Origin of the sequence: Streptomyces sp. NPDC090022, from assembly GCF_044748145.1 — a bacterium.
Classification (GTDB): Bacteria; Actinomycetota; Actinomycetes; order Streptomycetales; family Streptomycetaceae; genus Streptomyces.
On the sequence record NZ_JBIVFN010000004.1, the window covers coordinates 347,104 to 365,238 of the forward strand.

Sequence of the window (18,135 nt, forward strand, 5' to 3'; positions counted from 1 at the left end):
CCGTTGCTCCCGATCCGGCGGACCATGGGCCGTTTTCACCTTACGGCCCATGGTCCGGCGGGTACGGCAGCGCCGACGCCCGCCCGGCCGCCCGGCCGCTCAGCCGAAGAAGACGCCGACCTCCTCGTACAGCGCGGGGTCCACCGTCTTCAGCTTCGACGTCGCCTCCACGATCGGCACCCGCACCACGTCCGTGCCCCGCAGCGCGACCATCTTGCCGAAGTCCCCGTCGCGCACGGCGTCGATGGCGTGCAGCCCGAAGCGGGTGGCCAGCCAGCGGTCGAACGCGCTGGGGGTGCCGCCGCGCTGCACGTGGCCGAGGACCGTCGTACGGGCCTCCTTGCCGGTGCGCGCCTCGATCTCCTTGGCCAGCCACTCGCCGACGCCCGAGAGCCGCACGTGCCCGAAGGAGTCGGTCGTCGCGTCCTTCAAGACCATCTCGCCGTCCTTGGGCATGGCGCCCTCCGCGACCACCACGATCGGCGCGTAGCTCGCCTTGAACCGCGAGGTCACCCAGGCGCACACCTGGTCGAGGTCGAAGCGCTGCTCGGGGATGAGGATGACGTTGGCGCCGCCCGCCAGGCCCGAGTGCAGGGCGATCCAGCCCGCGTGCCGGCCCATCACCTCGACGACGAGGACCCGCATGTGCGACTCGGCGGTGGTGTGCAGCCGGTCGATGGCCTCGGTCGCGATGCCGACGGCGGTGTCGAAGCCGAAGGTGTAGTCGGTCGCGGACAGGTCGTTGTCGATGGTCTTGGGCACGCCGACGCACGGGATGCCGAACTCGGCGTGCAGCCGGGCCGCCACCCCCAGGGTGTCCTCGCCGCCGATCGCGATGAGCGCGTCGACCTCGTACTTGGCGAGGTTGTCCTTGATGGCGCGCACGCCGTTCTCGGTCTTGAAGGGGTTGGTGCGCGAGGAGCCCAGGATGGTGCCGCCGCGGGGGAGGATGCCGCGGACCTCCGGGATGCCGAGGGGGACGGTGTCGCCCTCCATGGGGCCGCGCCAGCCGTCCTTGAAGCCGATGAAGCCGTACCCGTACTCCTGGACGCCCTTGCGGACCACGCCCCGGATCACCGCGTTGAGCCCGGGGCAGTCGCCGCCGCCGGTCAGCACTCCGACCTTCATGGAATCTCCCTTCGCCATGACGGTCACGCTAGTGGTGACTCAGGTCACAACAAGAGCTCCAGAACGGCCGATTCCGGTGAATTCGAGGGTGCCCGGTGGACCCGTTCACTCGTACGAGGAACGAACGGGCCGGACGCCGGGGCTGGACGTCAGGTCGCGCGTCGGTCAGACGTCGTCCAGACCACGCTCGATCGCGTACCGCACGAGCTCCACGCGGTTGTGCAACTGCAGCTTGCCCAGGGTGTTCTGGACGTGGTTCTGGACGGTGCGGTGCGAGATGACCAGCCGCTCCGCGATCTGCTTGTACGACAGGCCCTTGGCGACCAGCCGCAGCACCTCGGTCTCGCGGTCCGTCAGTTGCGGGGCCTTCGGCTCGTCCGGCGCGGCCGGGGCCGGGTCGCTGGCCAGCCGCCGGTACTCGCCGAGCACCAGGCCGGCCAGACCGGGGGTGAAGACCGGGTCGCCGACGGCGGTACGGCGCACCGCGTCGATGAGCTCCTCGGCGCCCGCGGACTTCAGCAGGTAGCCGGTGGCACCGGACTTGACCGCCTCCAGCACGTCGGCGTGCTCACCGCTCGCCGACAGCACCAGCACGCGCAGCGCCGGGTTGGCGCCGACCAGCTCCTTGCAGACCTGGACGCCGGGCATCCCGGGCAGGTTGAGGTCCAGGACCAGGACGTCGGGGCCCACGGCCCGGGCCCGCCGGACCGCCTGGGGGCCGTCCCCGGCGGTGGCCACCACGTCGCAGCCGGCCGCCGCCAGGTCGCGGGCGACCGCGTCGCGCCACATCGGGTGGTCGTCGACCACCATGACCCTGATCGGTGCCTGCGCCCGCGTGTCCGCGGCCGCCCCGCCCGTCTCCGTCCCGCTCATCGTCCCGCCCCGTTCCTCGGTACCTTCAACTCGACTTCCGTGCCCTGCCCCGGTACGGACACCAGCTCGGCGGTGCCGCCCAGGTCCCGCAGCCGCCCGCGGATGGACTGCGCCACGCCCAGCCGGCCCTCGCCCGCCGCCTGGTCCAGCCGCCCGGCCGGGATGCCCGGCCCGTCGTCGCGGACGGTGACGATCACCTCGTCGCCCCAGTCCTCGACCAGGATCCAGGCCCGCGCGCCCTCGCCCGCGTGCTTGCGGACGTTGTCCAGGGCCGCGCCGACGGCGGCCGCCAGCTCCTTCGCCGCCGGCACCGCCAGCAGCACGGGGGCGCCCGGCTCGGCGAAGCTCACCCGGGAGCCGGCGTGCGGGGCGAGCAGCGTCCGCAGGTCCAGCTCACCGGCGCCGTCGCCCTCCGCGCCGCCGGCCTCGTCCACCTCGACGGCGGCCACCAGGGCCCCGTGCGCGGGGGTTGAGGAGACCCGGGAGGGCGGCACCAGGCCGCTGGAGACCAGGGTGCGCAGGGCCACCTCCTGCTCCCCGGCCATCCGGCCGATCTCGGCGGCCTCGCCGCCCAGCTCGGCGCCGCGCCGCTGGACCATCGCCAGGACCTGGAGGACCCCGTCGTGGATGTCCCGGGCGAGCCGCTCGCGCTCGCGGGTGGCGGCCTCGATCTCCAGGGCGCGGGCGAGGGTCGCCTCGCTGGCCCGGGCGACCTCGACGACGTATCCGATGGCCACGGAGGCCACCCAGACCAGCAGCACGTTGTGCAGGGTGTCGCGGGTGGGGTCGCCCTGGTGGACGACGATGTTCGCCACCGCCACGACGGTCGAGGCGACCGCGGCCCAGCGCCAGCCGCCCTTGAGGGCGAAGGCGAGCACCGCGCCGGCCGTCCAGATGGTGGGCAGCGTGGGGCCGCCCGCCGCGATCCGCTCGTGGGTGTCGGCGAGCGGTGTCAGCAGGATGCCGGCGACCGCGACGCCCAGGTCGGCCCCGAGGAAGCGCTTGGTGCAGCTGGCGGCGTTCGCGACCCTGGGCAGGGTGGCCAGCGTCCACACGGCGAGGACGGCGAGGTAGCCGACCGCCACGCCGGGGTGCGGGAAGCGGCGGTAGGCGGAGGCGAACAGCAGCACCGCGTACAGCATGGTCAGCACCCGGTAGGCGGTCAGCGCGCGCCACAGCGGCAGCTCGACCGACATCCTTACGACGCGCTCGCGTCCGGCCATCTCCCCCACCCTCGCGGGCGGTCCCCGCCCGTCGTGCTACTCGGCGGCCTTCTCGGCCTTCTCCGCGGCGGCCGCTTTCTCGGCCTCCTTGGCGGCCTTCCCGGCCTCCTTCTCCGCCTTCTCGGCATCCGCGATCTGCCGCTTGGCGGCGGTGGCGTAGATGTCGACGTACTCCTGGCCGGAGAGCTTCATGATCTCGTACATGACCTCGTCGGTCACCGAGCGCAGGATGAAGCGGTCGCTGTCCATGCCGTGGTAGCGGGAGAAGTCCAGCGGCTTGCCGATCCGGATCCCCGGGCGCATCAGCTTGGGGACGATCTTGCCGGGCGGCTGGATCTTCTCGGTGTCGATCATCGCGACGGGGATCACGGGCGCGCCGGTGGCCAGCGCCACCCGGGCCAGGCCGCCGGGCTTGCCCCGGTAGAGCCGGCCGTCGGGCGACCGGGTGCCCTCGGGGTAGATGCCGAAGAGCTCACCGCGCTCGATGACCTCGATGCCGCTCTTGATGGCCGCCTCGCCCGCGCCGCGCGCGCCGGAGCGGTCCACCGGCAGCTGGCCGACGCCCTTGAAGAACGCAGCGGTCAGCTTGCCCTTGACGCCCGGCGACGTGAAGTACTCCGCCTTGGCGATGAAGGTCACCTTCCGGTCCAGCACGGCCGGGAGGAAGAAGGAGTCGGAGAAGGACAGGTGATTGCTCGCGAGGATCGCCGGCCCCTCGGCGGGAATGTTCTCGAGGCCCTCCACCCACGGCCTGAAGGCGAGCTTCAGGGAACCCCCGATGGAGAACTTCATTGCGCCGTAGATCAACTCGTAAGCCTTCCTGTGTCCTGTCGAACAGACCTTAACCCCTGGCCGTGCCTCCGGGGCCCTACGGCCCTGGTCGGTGTCAGTCCGGTCGCGTACGGTGAAGTCACACAGCGCACCCGCCCCCCGCTCACCCCTCCAAGGAGTCCCTGGTGCCCGTTCTGCCCGGAGCCGAGCCGTTCCGCCACGAGGGCGGAGAGGTCGGTGTCCTCCTCTGCCACGGTTTCACCGGTTCCCCGCAGTCGCTGCGCCCCTGGGCCGAGTATCTCGCCGGGCGCGGCCTGACGGTGTCGCTGCCGCTGCTGCCCGGACACGGGACGCGCTGGCAGGACATGCAGCTCACGGGCTGGCAGGACTGGTACGCGGAGGTCGACCGGGCGCTGCGCGAGCTGCTGGAGAGCTGCGCGCAGGTGTTCGTCTTCGGGCTGTCGATGGGCGGCGCGCTGACCCTGCGGCTGGCGGCCAAGCACGGTGACGCGATCAGCGGGATCGTGCTGGTGAACCCGGCCAACAAGGTCCACGACCCGCTGGCCTTCGCGCTGCCGGTGGCCAAGCACGTCATCCGGTCCACGGCGGGCATCGCCAGCGACATCGCCAAGCCGGGCTCGGACGAGGTCGGCTACGACCGGGTCCCGACCCGGGCCGCGGACTCGCTGCGCCGCCTCCTGCGGCTCGTGGACGCCGAGCTGCCCCAGGTCACCCAGCCGCTGCTGCTCCTGCACAGCCCGCAGGACCATGTCGTGCCGCCGGTGGACTCGGCGCGGATCCTCGCGCGGGTGTCGTCGACGGACGTGACCGAGACCCTGCTGGAACAGAGCTACCACGTGGCGACGTTGGACCATGACGCGGAGCGCATCTTCGCGGACAGTGTGGCGTTCATCGGCCGGCTCGCGGAGAGCGTCGGCAGGGAGGGAGCTGGGACCGGTGGCTGAGCACGAGGAGCCGGAGCCGTCGGGCGGCGTCCCGCCGCTGGACGAGGAGGCGGCGTGGGCCGCCATCGTCGCGGGGTACGGGGAGGAGCCGCCGGACCCGCCGGGCTCGCGGCCGTTCAAGCCGATCGAGGACCTGCTGCTGCCGGAGGAGGACGTGCAGCCGGAGCCGGCGGATCCGCAGAAGAAGGACGCCCCGGGGGCCGAGGACGGCAAGGACGCCAAGAACTCCAAGGACGTCAAGAACTCCAAGGACGGCAAGGACGCCGAGGAGCTCGGGAAGGACGGCGAGGAGCCCCCCGCCGCCCCGGTCGCGCCGGTGCCCCTGGGCGGCTCGGTGACCTTCGCCCCGGGTGTGGGCAGGGGCCCGCGCGACCACTCCCTGGCGGACCCGGACGACGGCCCGGGCTCGGCGGACGAGGGCCACTTCGTCCAGCCGGACCCGCCGCTGCCGGAGGCCGACACCACGGCCAAGTTCGCGTGGCTCGCGGTGGTCGGCGGCCCGGTCCTGCTGCTGCTCGCGGTGCTCTTCCAGTGGGAGATGACCTGGTGGCTCACCACGCTGGGCATCGGTGGCTTCCTGGGCGGCTTCGCCGCGCTCGTGGCGCGCATGGCGCACGGTGACGACGAGGACGACGACCCGGGCCGCGGCGCCGTCGTCTGACCCCGCCCCTCCCGGCGGGTCCCTACGGCGCCCGCAGGCGCAGGGCGGCGAGGACCGGGAGGTGGTCCGAGGCGGCCTTGAGGTCGGCCTCCGTGACACCCGGCAGGCCGAGCGGGACGCCGCAGCCCAGCACCTCCACGTCGCGGGTGGCGAAGACGGCGTCGATGCGCCGGGTGTCGAAGGTGTGCTCGCCGCCCCAGGGGGCCGTCGCCCAGCAGTCCTGGAGGTGCTCCGCCAGCTGCCGGAAGGCCGGCCCGTCGGGAAGCTCGTTGAGATCGCCCGCCGCGATGCCGTACGGGGCGTCCATCGCGGCGAGCCGGTCCAGCAGCAGGCCCGCCTGTTCCCGGCGCTCGGCCGCCTGGAGCGAGAGGTGGGTGGAGATCAGCGCGATCCTGGCGGCCCCCACCCGTACGACGGCCGTCGCGAAGCCGCGCCGGTGCAGTCCCGGGGTGAGCGGGAGCAGCACGTCCTCGGTGCGTTCCACGAAGACCCGCAGGCTGCACAGCAGCAGCGGGCCCGCCGCGGTCGCGCCGCCCGTCAGCACGACGAGGTCGCTCTTGGCGGCGAGCCGCGCCGCGTGCTTGCGCCAGCGGAAGAAGCGCGGCGCCTCCTGGACGAAGACCAGGTCCGGCGCGCACGCCCGGATCACCCGGGCCAGCGCCTCCTCGTCGTCGCGCAGGGAGCGGATGTTGTAGCTCAGGACGCGGATCACCGCGGAACCGTCGTCCTCGGTCACGGAGTTGGGCAGGTCCATACGCGGCAACATACGCAGCTGCCCGCCGCGGCCCCAGAGGGCGCGGCGGGCAGTCGCGTACAGATCCGGTGGTGATCAGCCCTGGCGGGCCAGGTCCGCGGCGCCGACCAGGCCGGCCTTGCCGCCGAGCTGCGCGGCGAGGACCTGCGCGTGCGGGCGCCAGGCGCCGCCGATCAGCCAGCGCTTGAAGGACTTGCGGATCGGGTCGAGGACCAGGTCGCCCTCGTCGGATACGCCGCCGCCGACGATGAACGCCGACGGGTCGAAGAGGGAGGCGAGGTCGGCCAGGCCCGCGCCGGCCCAGCGGGCCAGCTCGCGGAAGGAGTCGATGGCCACCGGGTCGCCGGCCCGCGCGGCGGTGCTGACGTGCTTGCCCTCGATGCCCTCGGGGGTGCCGTCGCCCAGGCCCAGCAGGATCTGCGCCTGCTCCGGGGTGGCCTTGGCGCGCTGCTGGGCGTAGCGCACGAGGGCGCGGCCCGAGGCGTACTGCTCCCAGCAGCCCTGGCTGCCGCAGCCGCACAGCAGGCCGTCCGGGACCACCCGGATGTGGCCGAACTCGGCGGCGACGCCGAACCGGCCGCGGCGCAGCTTGTTGCCGATGATGATGCCGCCGCCCAGGCCGGTGCCGAGCGTGATGCAGATGACGTCCTCGTGGCCCTGGCCGGCGCCGAAGCGGTACTCGCCCCACGCCGCGCAGTTGGCGTCGTTCTCGACGACGACGGGCAGCCCGATGCGCTGCTCGACCTTGTCCTTGAGCGGCTCGTGACGCCAGTTGATGTTCGGCGCGAAGAGGACGGTCGCGCGCTTGTCGTCCACGTATCCGGCGGCGCCGATGCCGACGGCCTCGATGGTGTGGTTCTTGCTGACCTCGGAGACGGCGGCGCAGATCGCCTCCGTCACGCCGTCCGCGGTCGGCGGGGTGGGCACCTTGTACGTCTCAAGGATGGTGCCCTCTTCGTCGACCACGCCGGCCGCGATCTTCGTGCCGCCGATGTCGACGCCGATGGTGAGTCCCATTAGTCCCTCGGTTTCCGGTCAAACCCCGCCATGGCCAACCGTACCCGAGGGCGGCGGGTCCTCAGTCGAGATCGATCCGCTCCGTCGGGCCGCCGCCGCCCTCGTCGTCGCCGGTGTCCCGGGGGTCGCGGGCGTCGCCGGCGGGCCGGTCCGCGGGCCGGGCGGTGCTGTCGTCGCGGGTCCAGCGCCGCTCGTGGCCCTCGACGGCCGAGCGGTAGGCGGCGAGCAGCTCGGTGCCGGCCGCGGCGAGGTGGTCGAAGACCTCGGGATTGCGCTCGATCACGGGCTTGGCGGCGCTCTTCGCCTGGTTGACGAACTGGCGCACGGCACCCTGCGCGGCGACGCCGAAGACCGGGTTGCCGCCCAGTGCGCCGACTTTGTCGGCGACCGCCTCGAACAGCTTGAACAGCTCCTCCGCCGCGGTTCCGGTCGGCCCGGCCCCGCCGCCCTGCTCCGCCCTGCGGCGCTCGCGCTCAGCGGCGAGGTCCTCCGCGCAGGCCTTGGCCCAGGCGTCGTCGTCGAAGGGGTGGTCGGTGGCCTCGCTCATGGCGGACGCTCCTGCGGAGGGTGAGGGCTGACACCTTCGACGGTACCGGAGCTACGCGGGGGCCCGGTCGGCCCTCGGCCACAGGGCCGGGTCCGGGGTGAAGCGGATCCGGAGCTCGCCCTCGGCCAGTGCCGCTCCGGAGACCGTGCAGCGGCGCAGGGCGGAGGGAAGGGGAACGATCCTGCGGTACGGGCCCGCCGTCAGCAGGAGCTCGTCCCCGCGCCGGACCAGGTCCAGGTCCCGCTTCTCGGCGCCGGGCAGCGGCACGGTCCACACCAGCACGCCGTCCGCGGCCAGCCGGTCCTCGACCGCCCAGTCCGGGCGGGCGGCCGCCTCGAGGGTGCCGGGGTCCAGGAGGGCCAGGTCGGCCGGCCCCTGCGGGTCCCGGCCCAGGTGGGGCAGGGTGCGGACGCCGGGCCACCGGTCGAGGTACGTCGCCTGCTGGGCGGCCAGCCCGGCCAGCCACGGGTCGGTGGAGCCGGTGGGCACGGTCCGGTTGGCGACGACCGATTCCAGCGGGAGCTGCTGGAGGGCGAGGCCGAGCACGGCCCGGCGCAGGGCGTCGGCACCCGCGGGTCCCGGCTCGGCCACCAGCCGTACGGAGGTGGTGGGCGCCTCGACGACGGCCTGGACGGCGGCCAGTTCCCCGTCCCAGCGGGCGGCGGCCTCGTACAGCCACTGCGCGGGCATCGGCACCCCGGCGAGCTGTGCCAGGACGGGCCGCAGGGCGCGGGCGGCCTGCCGCTCGGCCGGGAGCAGCCGGGTCAGGTAGCGGCGCAGCTGGGCCGGCAGGGCCAGGGTGGCCAGTGCCTGGGGGACGGCCGGCAGGTCGACGACGACCAGGTCGAAGCCGTCCGCGGCGGCGGCCCGGCGCAGCGCGCGCAGCAGGGCGAACTGCTCGGCGCCGGGCAGCTCGGTGAGTTCCTCGCCGACCAGTGCGCGGGCCCCGAGCATGCCGAGCACGGCGGAGCCGCGCTCCTGGAGGGCGACCAGGTCCGCGCGGAACTCCTCGCCGGAGTCGATCCGGCCCCGCCACAGTCCGTCGCCGACGGGTACGGCGGCCAGGCCGGGCGCGGCCTCGGCCGCTTCGCCGGTGGCCGGGCCGAGCAGGGCGCCCATCGGGTCGCCGGGGTCCGCGGAGAGGACCAGGACCCGCTGCCCGCGCCGGGCCGCGGCGGCCGCCGTGGCGGCGGCGAGGGTGGTGCGGCCGGCCCCGCCGGGCCCGGTGACGAGCAGAGTGCGCATGGTCAGACGGACTCGACGCGCTTCTTCAGGCCGGCCAGCGCGCGGTCGATGATGACCTTCTCGGCCTTGCGCTTGATCATGCCGAGCATCGGGATCTTGACGTCCACGGTCAGCTGGTAGGTGACCTCGGTGCGGGTGCCGCCCTCCAGGGCCTTGAGCAGGTAGGAACCGTCGAGCTGGCGCAGCATCTGCGACTTGTCGAGGGTCCAGCTGACCTCGTCCGTGCCTTTCCAGGTGTAGGCGAGGGTGTGGTCGTCCTTGATCGCGCCGGCGTCGAGCAGCAGCCGGACCTTCTCGGCGCGGCCCTGGGCGTCGGTGGCCAGCACCTCGGCCTCCTTCACCTCGCCGGTCCACTCGGGGTAGCGGGCGAAGTCGGCGATCACGGCCATGACGTCGGCCGGCGCCGCCTCGATCGTGATGCTCGAGCTGGTGTGTTCCGCCATCGCGGTGGCTCCTCCGGGCTGGGGGCACCTCCCAGCGGCAGCTGGGGGAGTTCGAGGAAATGTGCGGCCTCCGGCCGTCGCGTGAAGGCTACCGCGCGTGCGGACCCGGCCACTGCGCGAGGTCCCCTCCCCGACGGCCGGAGGTCACCACTCCAGGGCCCAGGGACGTCCGGTGGCCGCGAAGTGGCCGACGTTGACGCACTCGGTGGCGCCGATGCGCATCCGCCGGGCCAGGGGCTGGTGGACGTGGCCGAAGAGGGCGTAGCGGGGCCGGGTGCGGCGGATCGCGGCGAGCAGGGCGGCGCTGCCGCGTTCGAAACGGCGGGCGACGGTGTCGTAGCAGAGCTCGGGCACGTCCGGCGGGATGTGCGAGCACAGGACGTCGACCTCGCCGAGGGCCTCGACCTTGGCGGCGTACTCCTCGACGCCGACCTCGTACGGGGTGCGCATCGGCGAGGGCAGGCCGCCGCCGACGAAGCCGAAGACGCGGCCGCCGATCTCGACGCGCTCGCCGTCGAGGACGGTGGTGCCGCGGCCGGCGTACTCGGGCCACAGGGCCGGGATGTCGACGTTGCCGTAGGTGGCGTACGTGGGGGTGGGGAAGGCGGCGAACATCTCGGCGTACTGGCGGCGTACCGCGTCCTCGATGACCTGCTCGCGGTCGGGGTTGCCCGGCAGGCCCGCCCACAGCCGGCGGCCGAACTCCCCGGCCTCGGCGAAGCGGCGCTCGGTGCGCAGGGCGACGATCCGGTCGGCGTTCTCGACGCCGAAGAGCTCGGGGAAGATGCCGCGCGAGTGGTCGGCGTAGTCGAGGAAGAGGACGAGGTCGCCCAGGCAGATCAGGGCGTCGGCGCCGTCACCCGCGCGTGCGAGGGCTTCGGTGTTGCCGTGGACGTCGCTGACCACGTGGACCCGTGTCCCACCGGCACCCGTGCCGCGTTTCGTACCACCCATGCGGACACCCTAGGCGGGGTGCGGCGGTCTGAACAGGGCGGACACAGGCCACCGGACCTGCGGTTACTTCCGAGTCGCGGCGGGGGTGAACTAGTGTCGTGCCGTAATGGCGGCGTCGTGTGACGCATGGAACATCTGGCCGGTTCCCTCTATCGGAACCCACTACCGATGGGTAACGTCCGGTCGGTCCGCACCGTGGCGATGGCGCCCCAGAGGAGCAGCAGTCTTGCGCGAGTTCAGCCTTCCGGCCCTGTACGAGGTCCCGTCGGACGGGAACCTGACGGATCTCATCCGCCGCAATGCCGCGCAGCATCCGGACACCGCCGTCATGGCCCGCAAGGCCGGCGACGGCTGGCAGGACGTCACCGCGACCGAGTTCCTGGCCGAGGTGCGCGCCACCGCCAAGGGGCTGATCGCGGCCGGTGTCCGCCCCGGCGACCGGGTCGCCCTCATCTCGCGCACCCGCTACGAGTGGGTGCTGACCGACTTCGCGATCTGGAGCGCCGGCGGCGTCACCGTCCCGGTGTACGAGACCTCCTCGCCCGAGCAGATCCAGTGGATCCTCTCCGACTCCGGCGCGGTCGCCGCCGTGGTCGAGAGCGCGGCGCACAGCGCCGCCGTGGAGTCGCTGCGCGAGGCGCTGCCGGAGCTGCGCGAGGTCTGGGAGCTGGACCGGGGCGCGGTGGAGTCGCTCAAGGCGGCGGGCGCGGGCGTCTCCGACGCGGAGGTCGACGAGCGCAGCGGCCTGGCCAACGCCGACGACCCGGCCACCATCGTCTACACCTCGGGCACCACCGGCCGCCCCAAGGGCTGTGTGCTGACCCACCGCAGCTTCTTCGCCGAGTGCGGCAACATCGTCGAGCGGCTCAAGCCGCTGTTCCGTACGGGCGAGTGCTCGGTGCTGCTGTTCCTGCCGGCGGCCCACGTCTTCGGACGCCTGGTCGAGGTGGCGGCCGTGCTGGCGCCGATCCGGCTGGGCTGCGTACCGGACATCAAGAACCTCACCGACGAGCTGCAGTCCTTCCGGCCCACCCTGATCCTCGGTGTGCCGCGCGTCTTCGAGAAGGTCTACAACTCGGCGCGCGCCAAGGCGCAGGCCGACGGCAAGGGCAGGATCTTCGACGCGGCGGCCGACACGGCGATCGCGTACAGCAGGGCGCTGGACACCCCGCGGGGCCCGTCCTTCGGCCTCCGGCTGAAGCACAAGCTCTTCTCCAAGCTGGTCTACAGCAAGCTGCACGCGGTGCTGGGCGGGCGCGGCGAGTACGCGATCTCGGGCGGCGCGCCGCTGGGCGAGCGGCTCGGCCACTTCTTCCGCGGCATCGGCTTCACCGTGCTGGAGGGCTACGGCCTGACGGAGTCGTGCGCGGCGACGGCCTTCAACCCGTGGGACCGGCAGAAGATCGGTACGGTCGGCCAGCCGCTGCCGGGCTCCGTGGTGCGGATCGCCGACGACGGCGAAGTGCTGCTGCACGGCGAGCACATCTTCAAGGAGTACTGGAAGAACCCGACCGCGACCGCGGAGGCGCTGGCCGACGGCTGGTTCCACACCGGCGACGTCGGCACCCTCGACGAGGACGGCTACCTGGCCATCACGGGCCGCAAGAAGGAGCTCATCGTCACGGCGGGCGGCAAGAACGTCGCCCCTGCGGTGATCGAGGACCGGATCCGGGCGCACGCGCTGGTCGCGGAGTGCATGGTGGTCGGCGACGGGCGGCCGTTCGTCGCGGCGCTGGTCACCATCGACGAGGAGTTCCTCGGCCGCTGGGCGGCGGAGAACGGCAAGCCGGACGGGGTCACGGCGGCGCAGCTGCGCGAGGACGCGGAGCTGATCGCCGCCGTGCAGAAGGCCGTCGACGACGGCAACGCGGCGGTGTCCAAGGCGGAATCGGTGCGGAAATTCCGCATTCTGCCCTCCCAGTTCACGGAGGAGTCGGGCCACATCACGCCGTCGCTGAAGCTGAAGCGGAACGTGGTGGCGAAGGACTTCGCGGACGAGATCGAGGCGCTGTACCGCGGCTGACGCGGTCAGCGCGGGTCGGTCAGGATCCGCGCCATGTTCCGTTCGGCGAGCGCGGTGATGGTGACGAAGGGGTTGACCCCGAGCGACCCGGGGACCAGGGAGCCGTCGACCACGTACAGCCCCTGGTACCCGGCGACCCGCCCGTGGCCGTCGGTGGCCCGGCCCAGCAGGCAGCCCCCCAGCGGGTGGTAGGTGAAGGTGTCGGCGAAGGGCTTGTTCTCGCCGAAGAGGTCGTAGCGGTAGATGGTCACGTTGGCCCGGTTGACGCGGTCGAAGAGGCGTTTGGCGGCCTGCACGGACGGTGCGTTCTGCTCGCGCCGCCAGACCAGCCGGGCCGAGTCGGTGGCCGCGTCGTAGGTGAAGTGGCCGCGCTCGGGGTTCCTGGTGATCGCCAGGTACATCGAGATCCAGTGCTCCAGGCCCATGGGCAGCGGGGCGATCTCGGCGAAGACCGGGTTGGCCGCGTTGTCCCAGTCGTCGATGCCGAGCGCGGGCATGGTGGCCTGGTGGGCGCCGACGGTGTCCCAGAGGTGGTTGGCGCGGGCCGTCATGACGTTGCCGTTGGGGCCCCAGCCGAGCCCGACCTGGTCGCTGAGCTCGGGCAGGGTGCCGCGCTCGCGGGCCCGCAGCAGGATCTCGGTCGTGCCGAGGCTGCCGGCCCCCAGGAAGAGCTGTGCGCAGCCGAGTTCACGGGTCCGGGTGACCTGGCCGGCCAGGTCGATGGTGTGGACGGTCAGGACGTAGCCCCCGGCCGGGTCGGGCCGTACGCCGACCACCTTCTGGAGGGTCTCGATGGTGACGTTGCCGGTGCCGAGGGCGGCCGCGAGGTAGGTCTTGTCGAGGCTCCTCTTGCCGTGGTTGTTGCCGTAGATGACCTCGCCGGCGAGCGCGGAGCGCGGGACCTGGCCGGCGGCCTCGCGCCGCATGTAGCCGAAGTCGTAGACGTTGGGGACGAAGACGGTCCGCAGGCCGGTGTGGTGCGCGTGCTTGCGGGAGACGCGGGCGAAGCGGTACCACTCGGTGGACTCGAACCAGGCGGGGTCGATGTCGTTGACGCCCAGCATCCGGCGGGCGAGCGGGTAGTACGTGCCGTACATCTCGTCGGCGTCGACGCCGGGGAAGACCTCCGTGAAGTACGAGCGCCGCGGCGTCGGCGCCATCCCGCCGTTGACCAGCGACCCGCCGCCCACCCCGCGCCCCACGTAGACGGACATGTCCCCGTGGTGCACCCGGTCCAGCACCCCGGGGTAGGGCGAGATGTTCCGGTTGACGACGTCCAGCCAGAGGAACGTGGCGAGGGGCGCCTCGGTACGGGTGCGGAACCACATCGAGCGGTGGTCGGGCGCGGAGGTGGACGGGAAGACCTTGCCGTCGGGCCCGGGGGTGTCCCACAGCCGGCCCATCTCCAGGACGACGGTCCGTACGCCGGCCTGCCCGAGCCGCAGGGCGGCGACCGCGGCCCCGTAGCCGGAGCCGACGACGACGGCGGGCGCGTAGTGCGCGGCGGCCGGTTCGGCGGCCGCCGCGGCGGCCGGGCCGATGCGCGTGAAGCCGAGGGCCGCGGCGGTCTGGAGGGCGCCGAGGCCCATGAGATGACGACGCGTCAGATGAGGTGTCATGGCCGCATCATGGGCGGAATCCGGCCGTCCGCCCAGACGCGGCATTGACAGACATCCGCGGAACAGTCGGACGTGGCGGAGGATCACGGACCCGTACGCGGCAGGCGCCGGATCCACCACCGGGCGCGGGACGCCCCCCGGCCCGGGACGCGCCCGGCTCGGGAGACGCCCCCCGCGCGGAACACCCGGCGCGGGACAACGCCCGGGACGAGAAAACGCCCGACCCGGGGCCACGCCCGGCCCGAACCGCGCCCGGCGCGGGACGCCCCCGGCGCGGAAAGCCCCCGGCGCGGAAAGCGCCCGGCGCGGAAAGCGCCCGGCGCGGGAGACGCCCCGCGCGCGAAACGCCCGGCCCGGACGCCCCCGGCGCGGGACGCACCGGCCGGGGACGCCCCCGGCCCGGGACGCGCCCCCGGCCGCCTGTACGGCGGCGGCCGACCGTACGGTGTCGGCGGGGGTCAGAGCAGTTCGCGCAGGCGCTCCGCCAGCAGGTCCCAGCGCCACTTCTCCTCGACCCAGGCCCGCCCGCGCTCCCCCATCCGGGCCCGCAGGGCCGGGTCCTTCAGGAGGGTGATGATCCGGTCGGCCGAGTCCTCGGCGACGTCACCGCGGACCACCCAGCCCGTCTCGCCGTCCAGGACGGCGTCGGGCGCGCCCCCGGAGTCGCCCGCGACCACGGGCAGGCCCGTCGCAGAGGCCTCGAGGTAGACGATGCCCAGGCCCTCGACGTCCAGGCCGCCGCGCCGGGTGCGGCACGGCATCGCGAAGACGTCACCGGCCCCGTAGTGCGCCGGCAGCTCCGACCAGGGCACCGCGCCCGTGAAGCGGACCGAGTCCGCGACCCCGGTCTCGGCCGCCAGCTTGCGCAGCGCCTGCTCGTACGGGCCGCCGCCCACGACCAGCAGCACCGCGTCGGGCACGGCCGCCAGGATGCGCGGCATGGCGAGGATGAGCGTGTCCTGGCCCTTGCGGGGCACCAGGCGCGAGACGCACACGACGACCGGCCGGTCGGCCAGGCCCAGCCCGGCCCGGACCCCGTCGCCGCCCGAGCCAGGGTGGAAGGTCTTCTCGTCCACGCCCGGCGGGAGCTGGACCATCCGCGCGGCCGCCGCCGGCGTCAGCGCCGACGCGATCCGGCTGCGCGTGTACTCGCCCAGATAGGTGATCGCGTCCGTGCCCTCGCCGATCCGGCGCAGCAGCTGCCGGGAGGCGGGCAGCTGCGCCCAGGCCGCCTCGTGGCCGTGGGTGGTGGCCACCAGCCGCCGGGCGCCCGCCCGCCGCAGCGCCGGTCCCATCAGGCCCAGCGGCGCCGCGGCCCCGAACCACACCGACTCGCAGCCGTGCTCGCGCAGCAGCTCCACGGCCCGCCGGGTCACCCGCGGCGTCGGCAGCAGCATGGTCGTACGGTCCCGGACGACCTGGAACGGCTGCTCCGCGTCGAACGCGGCCGTCGCCCGGTGGCCCTCGGCGCCGCGCTTCCAGGTCGAGGCGTAGACGACGACCCGGTCGGGGTCCAGCCGCAGCGCCATGTTGTGCAGGAAGGCCTGGATGCCGCCGGGGCGCGGCGGGAAGTCATTGGTCACGATCAGCGTCTTGTGCATCGTCCGCCGACAGTACCGTGCGCAGCTCCGCCCGCCAGGCCTGGGTGAGGCCGGGGAGATCCGTGCCGAGGGTGCGGCGCAGCGCCTCGGGCAGTGGCTCGCGGCCGGCCGCCTCGTACAGCGCGACCAGCGCGGCCTCGCCCCAGCGCGCCGCGATCAGGCGGCAGGCCAGCCAGGCCCCCTCGTAGGCCCGCGCCGAGGCCTCGGCCTCCCCGCCGAAGCCGAAGGCCTCGTCCGCGGGCAGGGCCGGCGGCAGCTGCCCGGCGCGGACCGCCCGGGCCAGGGCGGGGGCGGCCCGCGCCGGGACGTCGTCCGCCGAGCCGCGGTACGCCGCCCAGTCGGCGAAGCCCTCGGAGAGCCACAGCGGGGTGCGCTCCGTCGTCGCCGCGCGCGTGGCGACATGGGTGACCTCGTGGGTCAGCACGATCCGCCGGCCGGCCCCGGACAGCTGGGCGTACGCCTGCGGGTTGACCACCACCCGGTCCGCGGGCCCGGCCCCGGCGCCCGTGGCGGCGGTGGTGACGGCCGCCGTCCCGGCGTACTGCGACGGCGGCCGGCCCAGCAGGGCGGCCATCGCGTCGAGGGAGCCGGGGACCAGTACGACCACGCGGCCCGCCCAGGGCCGGGGCCAGGCCGAGCCGGCCGCGGGCACCGCGCCGTCCACGGTGTCCGCGACCGCCTCCAGCAGCGCCCGGTCCTGCCCGGTGCCGAGCACCAGGGCGTGGGTGCCGTGCACCACCGTGACCGGGCCCTGGTCCCAGGGCTGGGCCGGCGCGCCGGGCGCCGGGCGCTCCGCGGTGACCCGCCAGGCCCCGCCGGCCGAGGTCAGCTCGACCTCGCGGGCCGCGGTGGCGGGCGCCGCGTCGTACCCGGCGAGCCGGTAGCGCAGCTCGGCGGCGGCCACGGCCCGGTCGCCGTCACGGCGTACGGAGGTGACCTCGTAGCCGAAGGAGTCGAAGGGGATCCCGGGCGGCCGCTGCGGCCAGGCGGCCACCGCGCGCCGGACGTCCCGCTCGGCGCCGTCCGCGGGCGCGGGCGCGGAGCAGCCCGCCGCCGCGCAGAGCAGCAGCGCCACCACCGCGCGCAGGAGGACCCGGACCATCCGCCGATCGTACGTCCGTACGGCCGCTGCCTTTCCGGCCTGCGGCGGTCAGGGGCGGGTGACCGACGAGACCGGCATCATGCCCACCGGGTCGTAGCGCACCCGGGCTCCCGGGTACGGCGCGTGCACCACCTGGCCGTTGCCGACGTACATGCCGACGTGGCTGGCGTCCGAGCGGTACGTCACCAGGTCGCCCGGCCGTGCCTCGGAGAGCGGGACCTGGCGGCCCGCGAACCGCTGGGCCTGCGAGGTGCGCGGCAGCGAGACCCCGGCCTGCCGGTAGGACCACACCATCAGCCCGGAGCAGTCGAACCCGGAGGGCCCGGTGGACCCCCAGATGTACGGCCGGCCGACGGCCGCCCGGGCCGCCATCACGGCGGCGGCGGCCCGGCCCGAGGAGGGGCCGGGGGAGGAGGGCTCCGGCAGTCCCTCGGTGCGGCCGCCGGAGCGCGAGGCCCGTTCGAACGCGGCGCGCTCCTCGCTGGGCATCGCGCTCAGCAGCCGCCGGGCGGCGGCGAGCTTGGCGGTGACGGAGCGCTTGTGCCGGGCCACGTCGGAACGCAGGCCCTCCAGTTCGGCGAGCTTCCCGGCGGCCTCGTGGCGCTGCTGGGAGAGCCGGCGCCGTTCCTCGTGCAGTTCGGCGAGCGCCTGCGCCTGACGGCCGGTCAGCCGGCTGAGGGCGGCGGCCTTGTCGAGGTAGGCGTCGGGGTCCTCGGAGAGCATCAGCGCGACGGCCGGGTCGAGGCCGCCGGAGCGGTACTGGGCCCCGGCGAAGGCGCCGAGCACGCCCCGCATGGTGTTGATGTGGTCCTGGCCGCGGGCGACGGCGTCCTGGATGCGCCGGACCTCCTCGCGCAGCTTCGCCGCCCGCTCCCCCGCCTCGTTGAAGCGTTCGGTGGCCTGTTCGGCCTCCTCGAAGAGCCGGTCGACCTGGGCCCGGGCGGTGGACGCCGGGTCCTGCGGGGCGGTGGGGGCCGCGAGGGCCGGGGTGCCCGTGAGGGCGGCCGCGGCGGCCGCCGCGGCGGCGGTCAGGGCGGTGACCCTGGTGTTCCGGTCGAGGCCGGGGCCCGTGGCCGCGGACCGGCGATGGGACGCCACGTGGAGCCGCTCCCTTCCGCTGCGTGGCCCGGGTCCGCCCCCCGTGGACGGCCGTGTACCGGGCTCCGCGCGGGCCGACAGTAACCGCACGACCACACACCGGCCAACGAC

The 18,135-nt window shown here is 74.2% G+C and carries 17 protein-coding genes; 3 read left to right on the forward strand and 14 right to left on the reverse strand.

All coding sequences use genetic code 11. The annotated features are described in order from the left end of the window. Window positions 1–99: 99 nt before the first annotated feature. The 4 genes from ACIPXB_RS11995 to ACIPXB_RS12010 all read right to left on the reverse strand — a co-directional run bounded on the left by ACIPXB_RS11995 (window position 100) and on the right by ACIPXB_RS12010 (window position 4,016). Complete coding sequence (locus ACIPXB_RS11995) at window positions 100–1,128, reverse strand: 6-phosphofructokinase (protein WP_401448289.1); 1,029 nt, start codon at window positions 1,126–1,128, stop codon at window positions 100–102. Between the two features lie 165 nt (window positions 1,129–1,293). Continuing rightward, complete coding sequence (locus ACIPXB_RS12000; protein ID WP_401447838.1) at window positions 1,294–2,001, reverse strand: response regulator; 708 nt, start codon at window positions 1,999–2,001, stop codon at window positions 1,294–1,296. After that, a complete protein-coding gene (gene macS, locus ACIPXB_RS12005; RefSeq protein ID WP_401447839.1) occupies window positions 1,998–3,224 on the reverse strand; it encodes a MacS family sensor histidine kinase in 1,227 nt (408 codons plus the stop codon). Before macS ends, ACIPXB_RS12000 begins: the two co-directional genes overlap by 4 nt. Window positions 3,225–3,260: 36 nt before the next feature. Continuing rightward, a complete protein-coding gene (locus tag ACIPXB_RS12010) occupies window positions 3,261–4,016 on the reverse strand; it encodes a lysophospholipid acyltransferase family protein (protein ID WP_401448292.1) in 756 nt (251 codons plus the stop codon). 164 nt (window positions 4,017–4,180) lie between these two features. Here ACIPXB_RS12010 and ACIPXB_RS12015 point away from each other — a divergent pair, with 164 nt between their 5' ends. Together ACIPXB_RS12015 and ACIPXB_RS12020 are read left to right on the forward strand one after the other, a co-directional pair. Continuing rightward, the gene (locus tag ACIPXB_RS12015) at window positions 4,181–4,960 is read left to right on the forward strand and encodes an alpha/beta hydrolase (protein WP_401447841.1); all 780 of its coding nucleotides are present in this window, start codon (window positions 4,181–4,183) and stop codon (window positions 4,958–4,960) included. Beyond that, on the forward strand, window positions 4,953–5,621 hold the full coding sequence (locus tag ACIPXB_RS12020) for a hypothetical protein (protein ID WP_401447843.1): 669 nt from the start codon (window positions 4,953–4,955) through the stop codon (window positions 5,619–5,621). Before ACIPXB_RS12015 ends, ACIPXB_RS12020 begins: the two co-directional genes overlap by 8 nt. Before the next feature lie 22 nt (window positions 5,622–5,643). Here the strand turns inward: ACIPXB_RS12020 and ACIPXB_RS12025 are convergent, their stop codons facing one another. The 6 genes from ACIPXB_RS12025 to ACIPXB_RS12050 all read right to left on the reverse strand — a co-directional run bounded on the left by ACIPXB_RS12025 (window position 5,644) and on the right by ACIPXB_RS12050 (window position 10,581). Further along, window positions 5,644–6,375 (reverse strand): endonuclease/exonuclease/phosphatase family protein, encoded by a 732-nt coding sequence (locus ACIPXB_RS12025; RefSeq protein ID WP_401447846.1) that lies wholly within the window; start codon window positions 6,373–6,375, stop codon window positions 5,644–5,646. Window positions 6,376–6,450: 75 nt separating this feature from the next. Continuing rightward, window positions 6,451–7,392: an ROK family glucokinase gene (locus ACIPXB_RS12030; RefSeq protein WP_401447848.1), complete on the reverse strand. Its 942-nt coding sequence runs from the start codon at window positions 7,390–7,392 to the stop codon at window positions 6,451–6,453. Window positions 7,393–7,453: 61 nt separating this feature from the next. After that, the gene (locus ACIPXB_RS12035) at window positions 7,454–7,939 is read right to left on the reverse strand and encodes a DUF5304 domain-containing protein (RefSeq protein ID WP_401447850.1); all 486 of its coding nucleotides are present in this window, start codon (window positions 7,937–7,939) and stop codon (window positions 7,454–7,456) included. 51 nt (window positions 7,940–7,990) lie between these two features. Beyond that, window positions 7,991–9,184 carry an ArsA family ATPase gene (locus ACIPXB_RS12040; RefSeq protein WP_401447852.1) on the reverse strand — a complete coding sequence of 398 codons (1,194 nt, stop codon included), beginning with the start codon at window positions 9,182–9,184 and terminating at the stop codon, window positions 7,991–7,993. Between the two features lie 2 nt (window positions 9,185–9,186). After that, entirely contained in the window at window positions 9,187–9,627 is a 441-nt protein-coding gene (locus tag ACIPXB_RS12045; protein WP_401447854.1) for an SRPBCC family protein, read from the reverse strand. 144 nt (window positions 9,628–9,771) lie between these two features. Beyond that, on the reverse strand, window positions 9,772–10,581 hold the full coding sequence (locus ACIPXB_RS12050) for a metallophosphoesterase (RefSeq protein ID WP_401447856.1): 810 nt from the start codon (window positions 10,579–10,581) through the stop codon (window positions 9,772–9,774). Between the two features lie 226 nt (window positions 10,582–10,807). On the opposite strand from ACIPXB_RS12050, the gene ACIPXB_RS12055 reads away from it, so the two are divergent. Next, window positions 10,808–12,604: an AMP-dependent synthetase/ligase gene (locus ACIPXB_RS12055; protein ID WP_401447859.1), complete on the forward strand. Its 1,797-nt coding sequence runs from the start codon at window positions 10,808–10,810 to the stop codon at window positions 12,602–12,604. Between the two features lie 5 nt (window positions 12,605–12,609). Here ACIPXB_RS12055 and ACIPXB_RS12060 read toward each other — a convergent pair whose 3' ends face one another. The 4 genes from ACIPXB_RS12060 to ACIPXB_RS12075 all read right to left on the reverse strand — a co-directional run bounded on the left by ACIPXB_RS12060 (window position 12,610) and on the right by ACIPXB_RS12075 (window position 18,024). After that, window positions 12,610–14,223, reverse strand: coding sequence for a GMC oxidoreductase (locus ACIPXB_RS12060; protein ID WP_401447862.1), 1,614 nt, complete (start codon window positions 14,221–14,223; stop codon window positions 12,610–12,612). A gap of 458 nt (window positions 14,224–14,681) precedes the next feature. Beyond that, on the reverse strand, window positions 14,682–15,824 hold the full coding sequence (locus tag ACIPXB_RS12065; protein WP_401447864.1) for a glycosyltransferase family 4 protein: 1,143 nt from the start codon (window positions 15,822–15,824) through the stop codon (window positions 14,682–14,684). Then, entirely contained in the window at window positions 15,796–16,926 is a 1,131-nt protein-coding gene (locus tag ACIPXB_RS12070; RefSeq protein ID WP_401447867.1) for a hypothetical protein, read from the reverse strand. Before ACIPXB_RS12070 ends, ACIPXB_RS12065 begins: the two co-directional genes overlap by 29 nt. A gap of 48 nt (window positions 16,927–16,974) precedes the next feature. Then, a complete protein-coding gene (locus ACIPXB_RS12075) occupies window positions 16,975–18,024 on the reverse strand; it encodes an NlpC/P60 family protein (protein ID WP_401447869.1) in 1,050 nt (349 codons plus the stop codon). Between the last annotated feature and the right edge of the window lie 111 nt (window positions 18,025–18,135).

Coding starts and splice junctions, on each gene's coding strand:
- ACIPXB_RS11995 (WP_401448289.1), bottom strand. CDS start 1,128: ATGAAGGTCGGAGTGCTGACCGGCGGCGGCGACTGCCCCGGGCTCAAC.
- ACIPXB_RS12000 (WP_401447838.1), bottom strand. CDS start 2,001: ATGAGCGGGACGGAGACGGGCGGGGCGGCCGCGGACACGCGGGCGCAG.
- macS (WP_401447839.1), bottom strand. CDS start 3,224: ATGGCCGGACGCGAGCGCGTCGTAAGGATGTCGGTCGAGCTGCCGCTG.
- ACIPXB_RS12010 (WP_401448292.1), bottom strand. CDS start 4,016: ATGAAGTTCTCCATCGGGGGTTCCCTGAAGCTCGCCTTCAGGCCGTGG.
- ACIPXB_RS12025 (WP_401447846.1), bottom strand. CDS start 6,375: ATGGACCTGCCCAACTCCGTGACCGAGGACGACGGTTCCGCGGTGATC.
- ACIPXB_RS12030 (WP_401447848.1), bottom strand. CDS start 7,392: ATGGGACTCACCATCGGCGTCGACATCGGCGGCACGAAGATCGCGGCC.
- ACIPXB_RS12035 (WP_401447850.1), bottom strand. CDS start 7,939: ATGAGCGAGGCCACCGACCACCCCTTCGACGACGACGCCTGGGCCAAG.
- ACIPXB_RS12040 (WP_401447852.1), bottom strand. CDS start 9,184: ATGCGCACTCTGCTCGTCACCGGGCCCGGCGGGGCCGGCCGCACCACC.
- ACIPXB_RS12045 (WP_401447854.1), bottom strand. CDS start 9,627: ATGGCGGAACACACCAGCTCGAGCATCACGATCGAGGCGGCGCCGGCC.
- ACIPXB_RS12050 (WP_401447856.1), bottom strand. CDS start 10,581: ATGGGTGGTACGAAACGCGGCACGGGTGCCGGTGGGACACGGGTCCAC.
- ACIPXB_RS12060 (WP_401447862.1), bottom strand. CDS start 14,223: ATGACACCTCATCTGACGCGTCGTCATCTCATGGGCCTCGGCGCCCTC.
- ACIPXB_RS12065 (WP_401447864.1), bottom strand. CDS start 15,824: ATGCACAAGACGCTGATCGTGACCAATGACTTCCCGCCGCGCCCCGGC.
- ACIPXB_RS12070 (WP_401447867.1), bottom strand. CDS start 16,926: ATGGTCCGGGTCCTCCTGCGCGCGGTGGTGGCGCTGCTGCTCTGCGCG.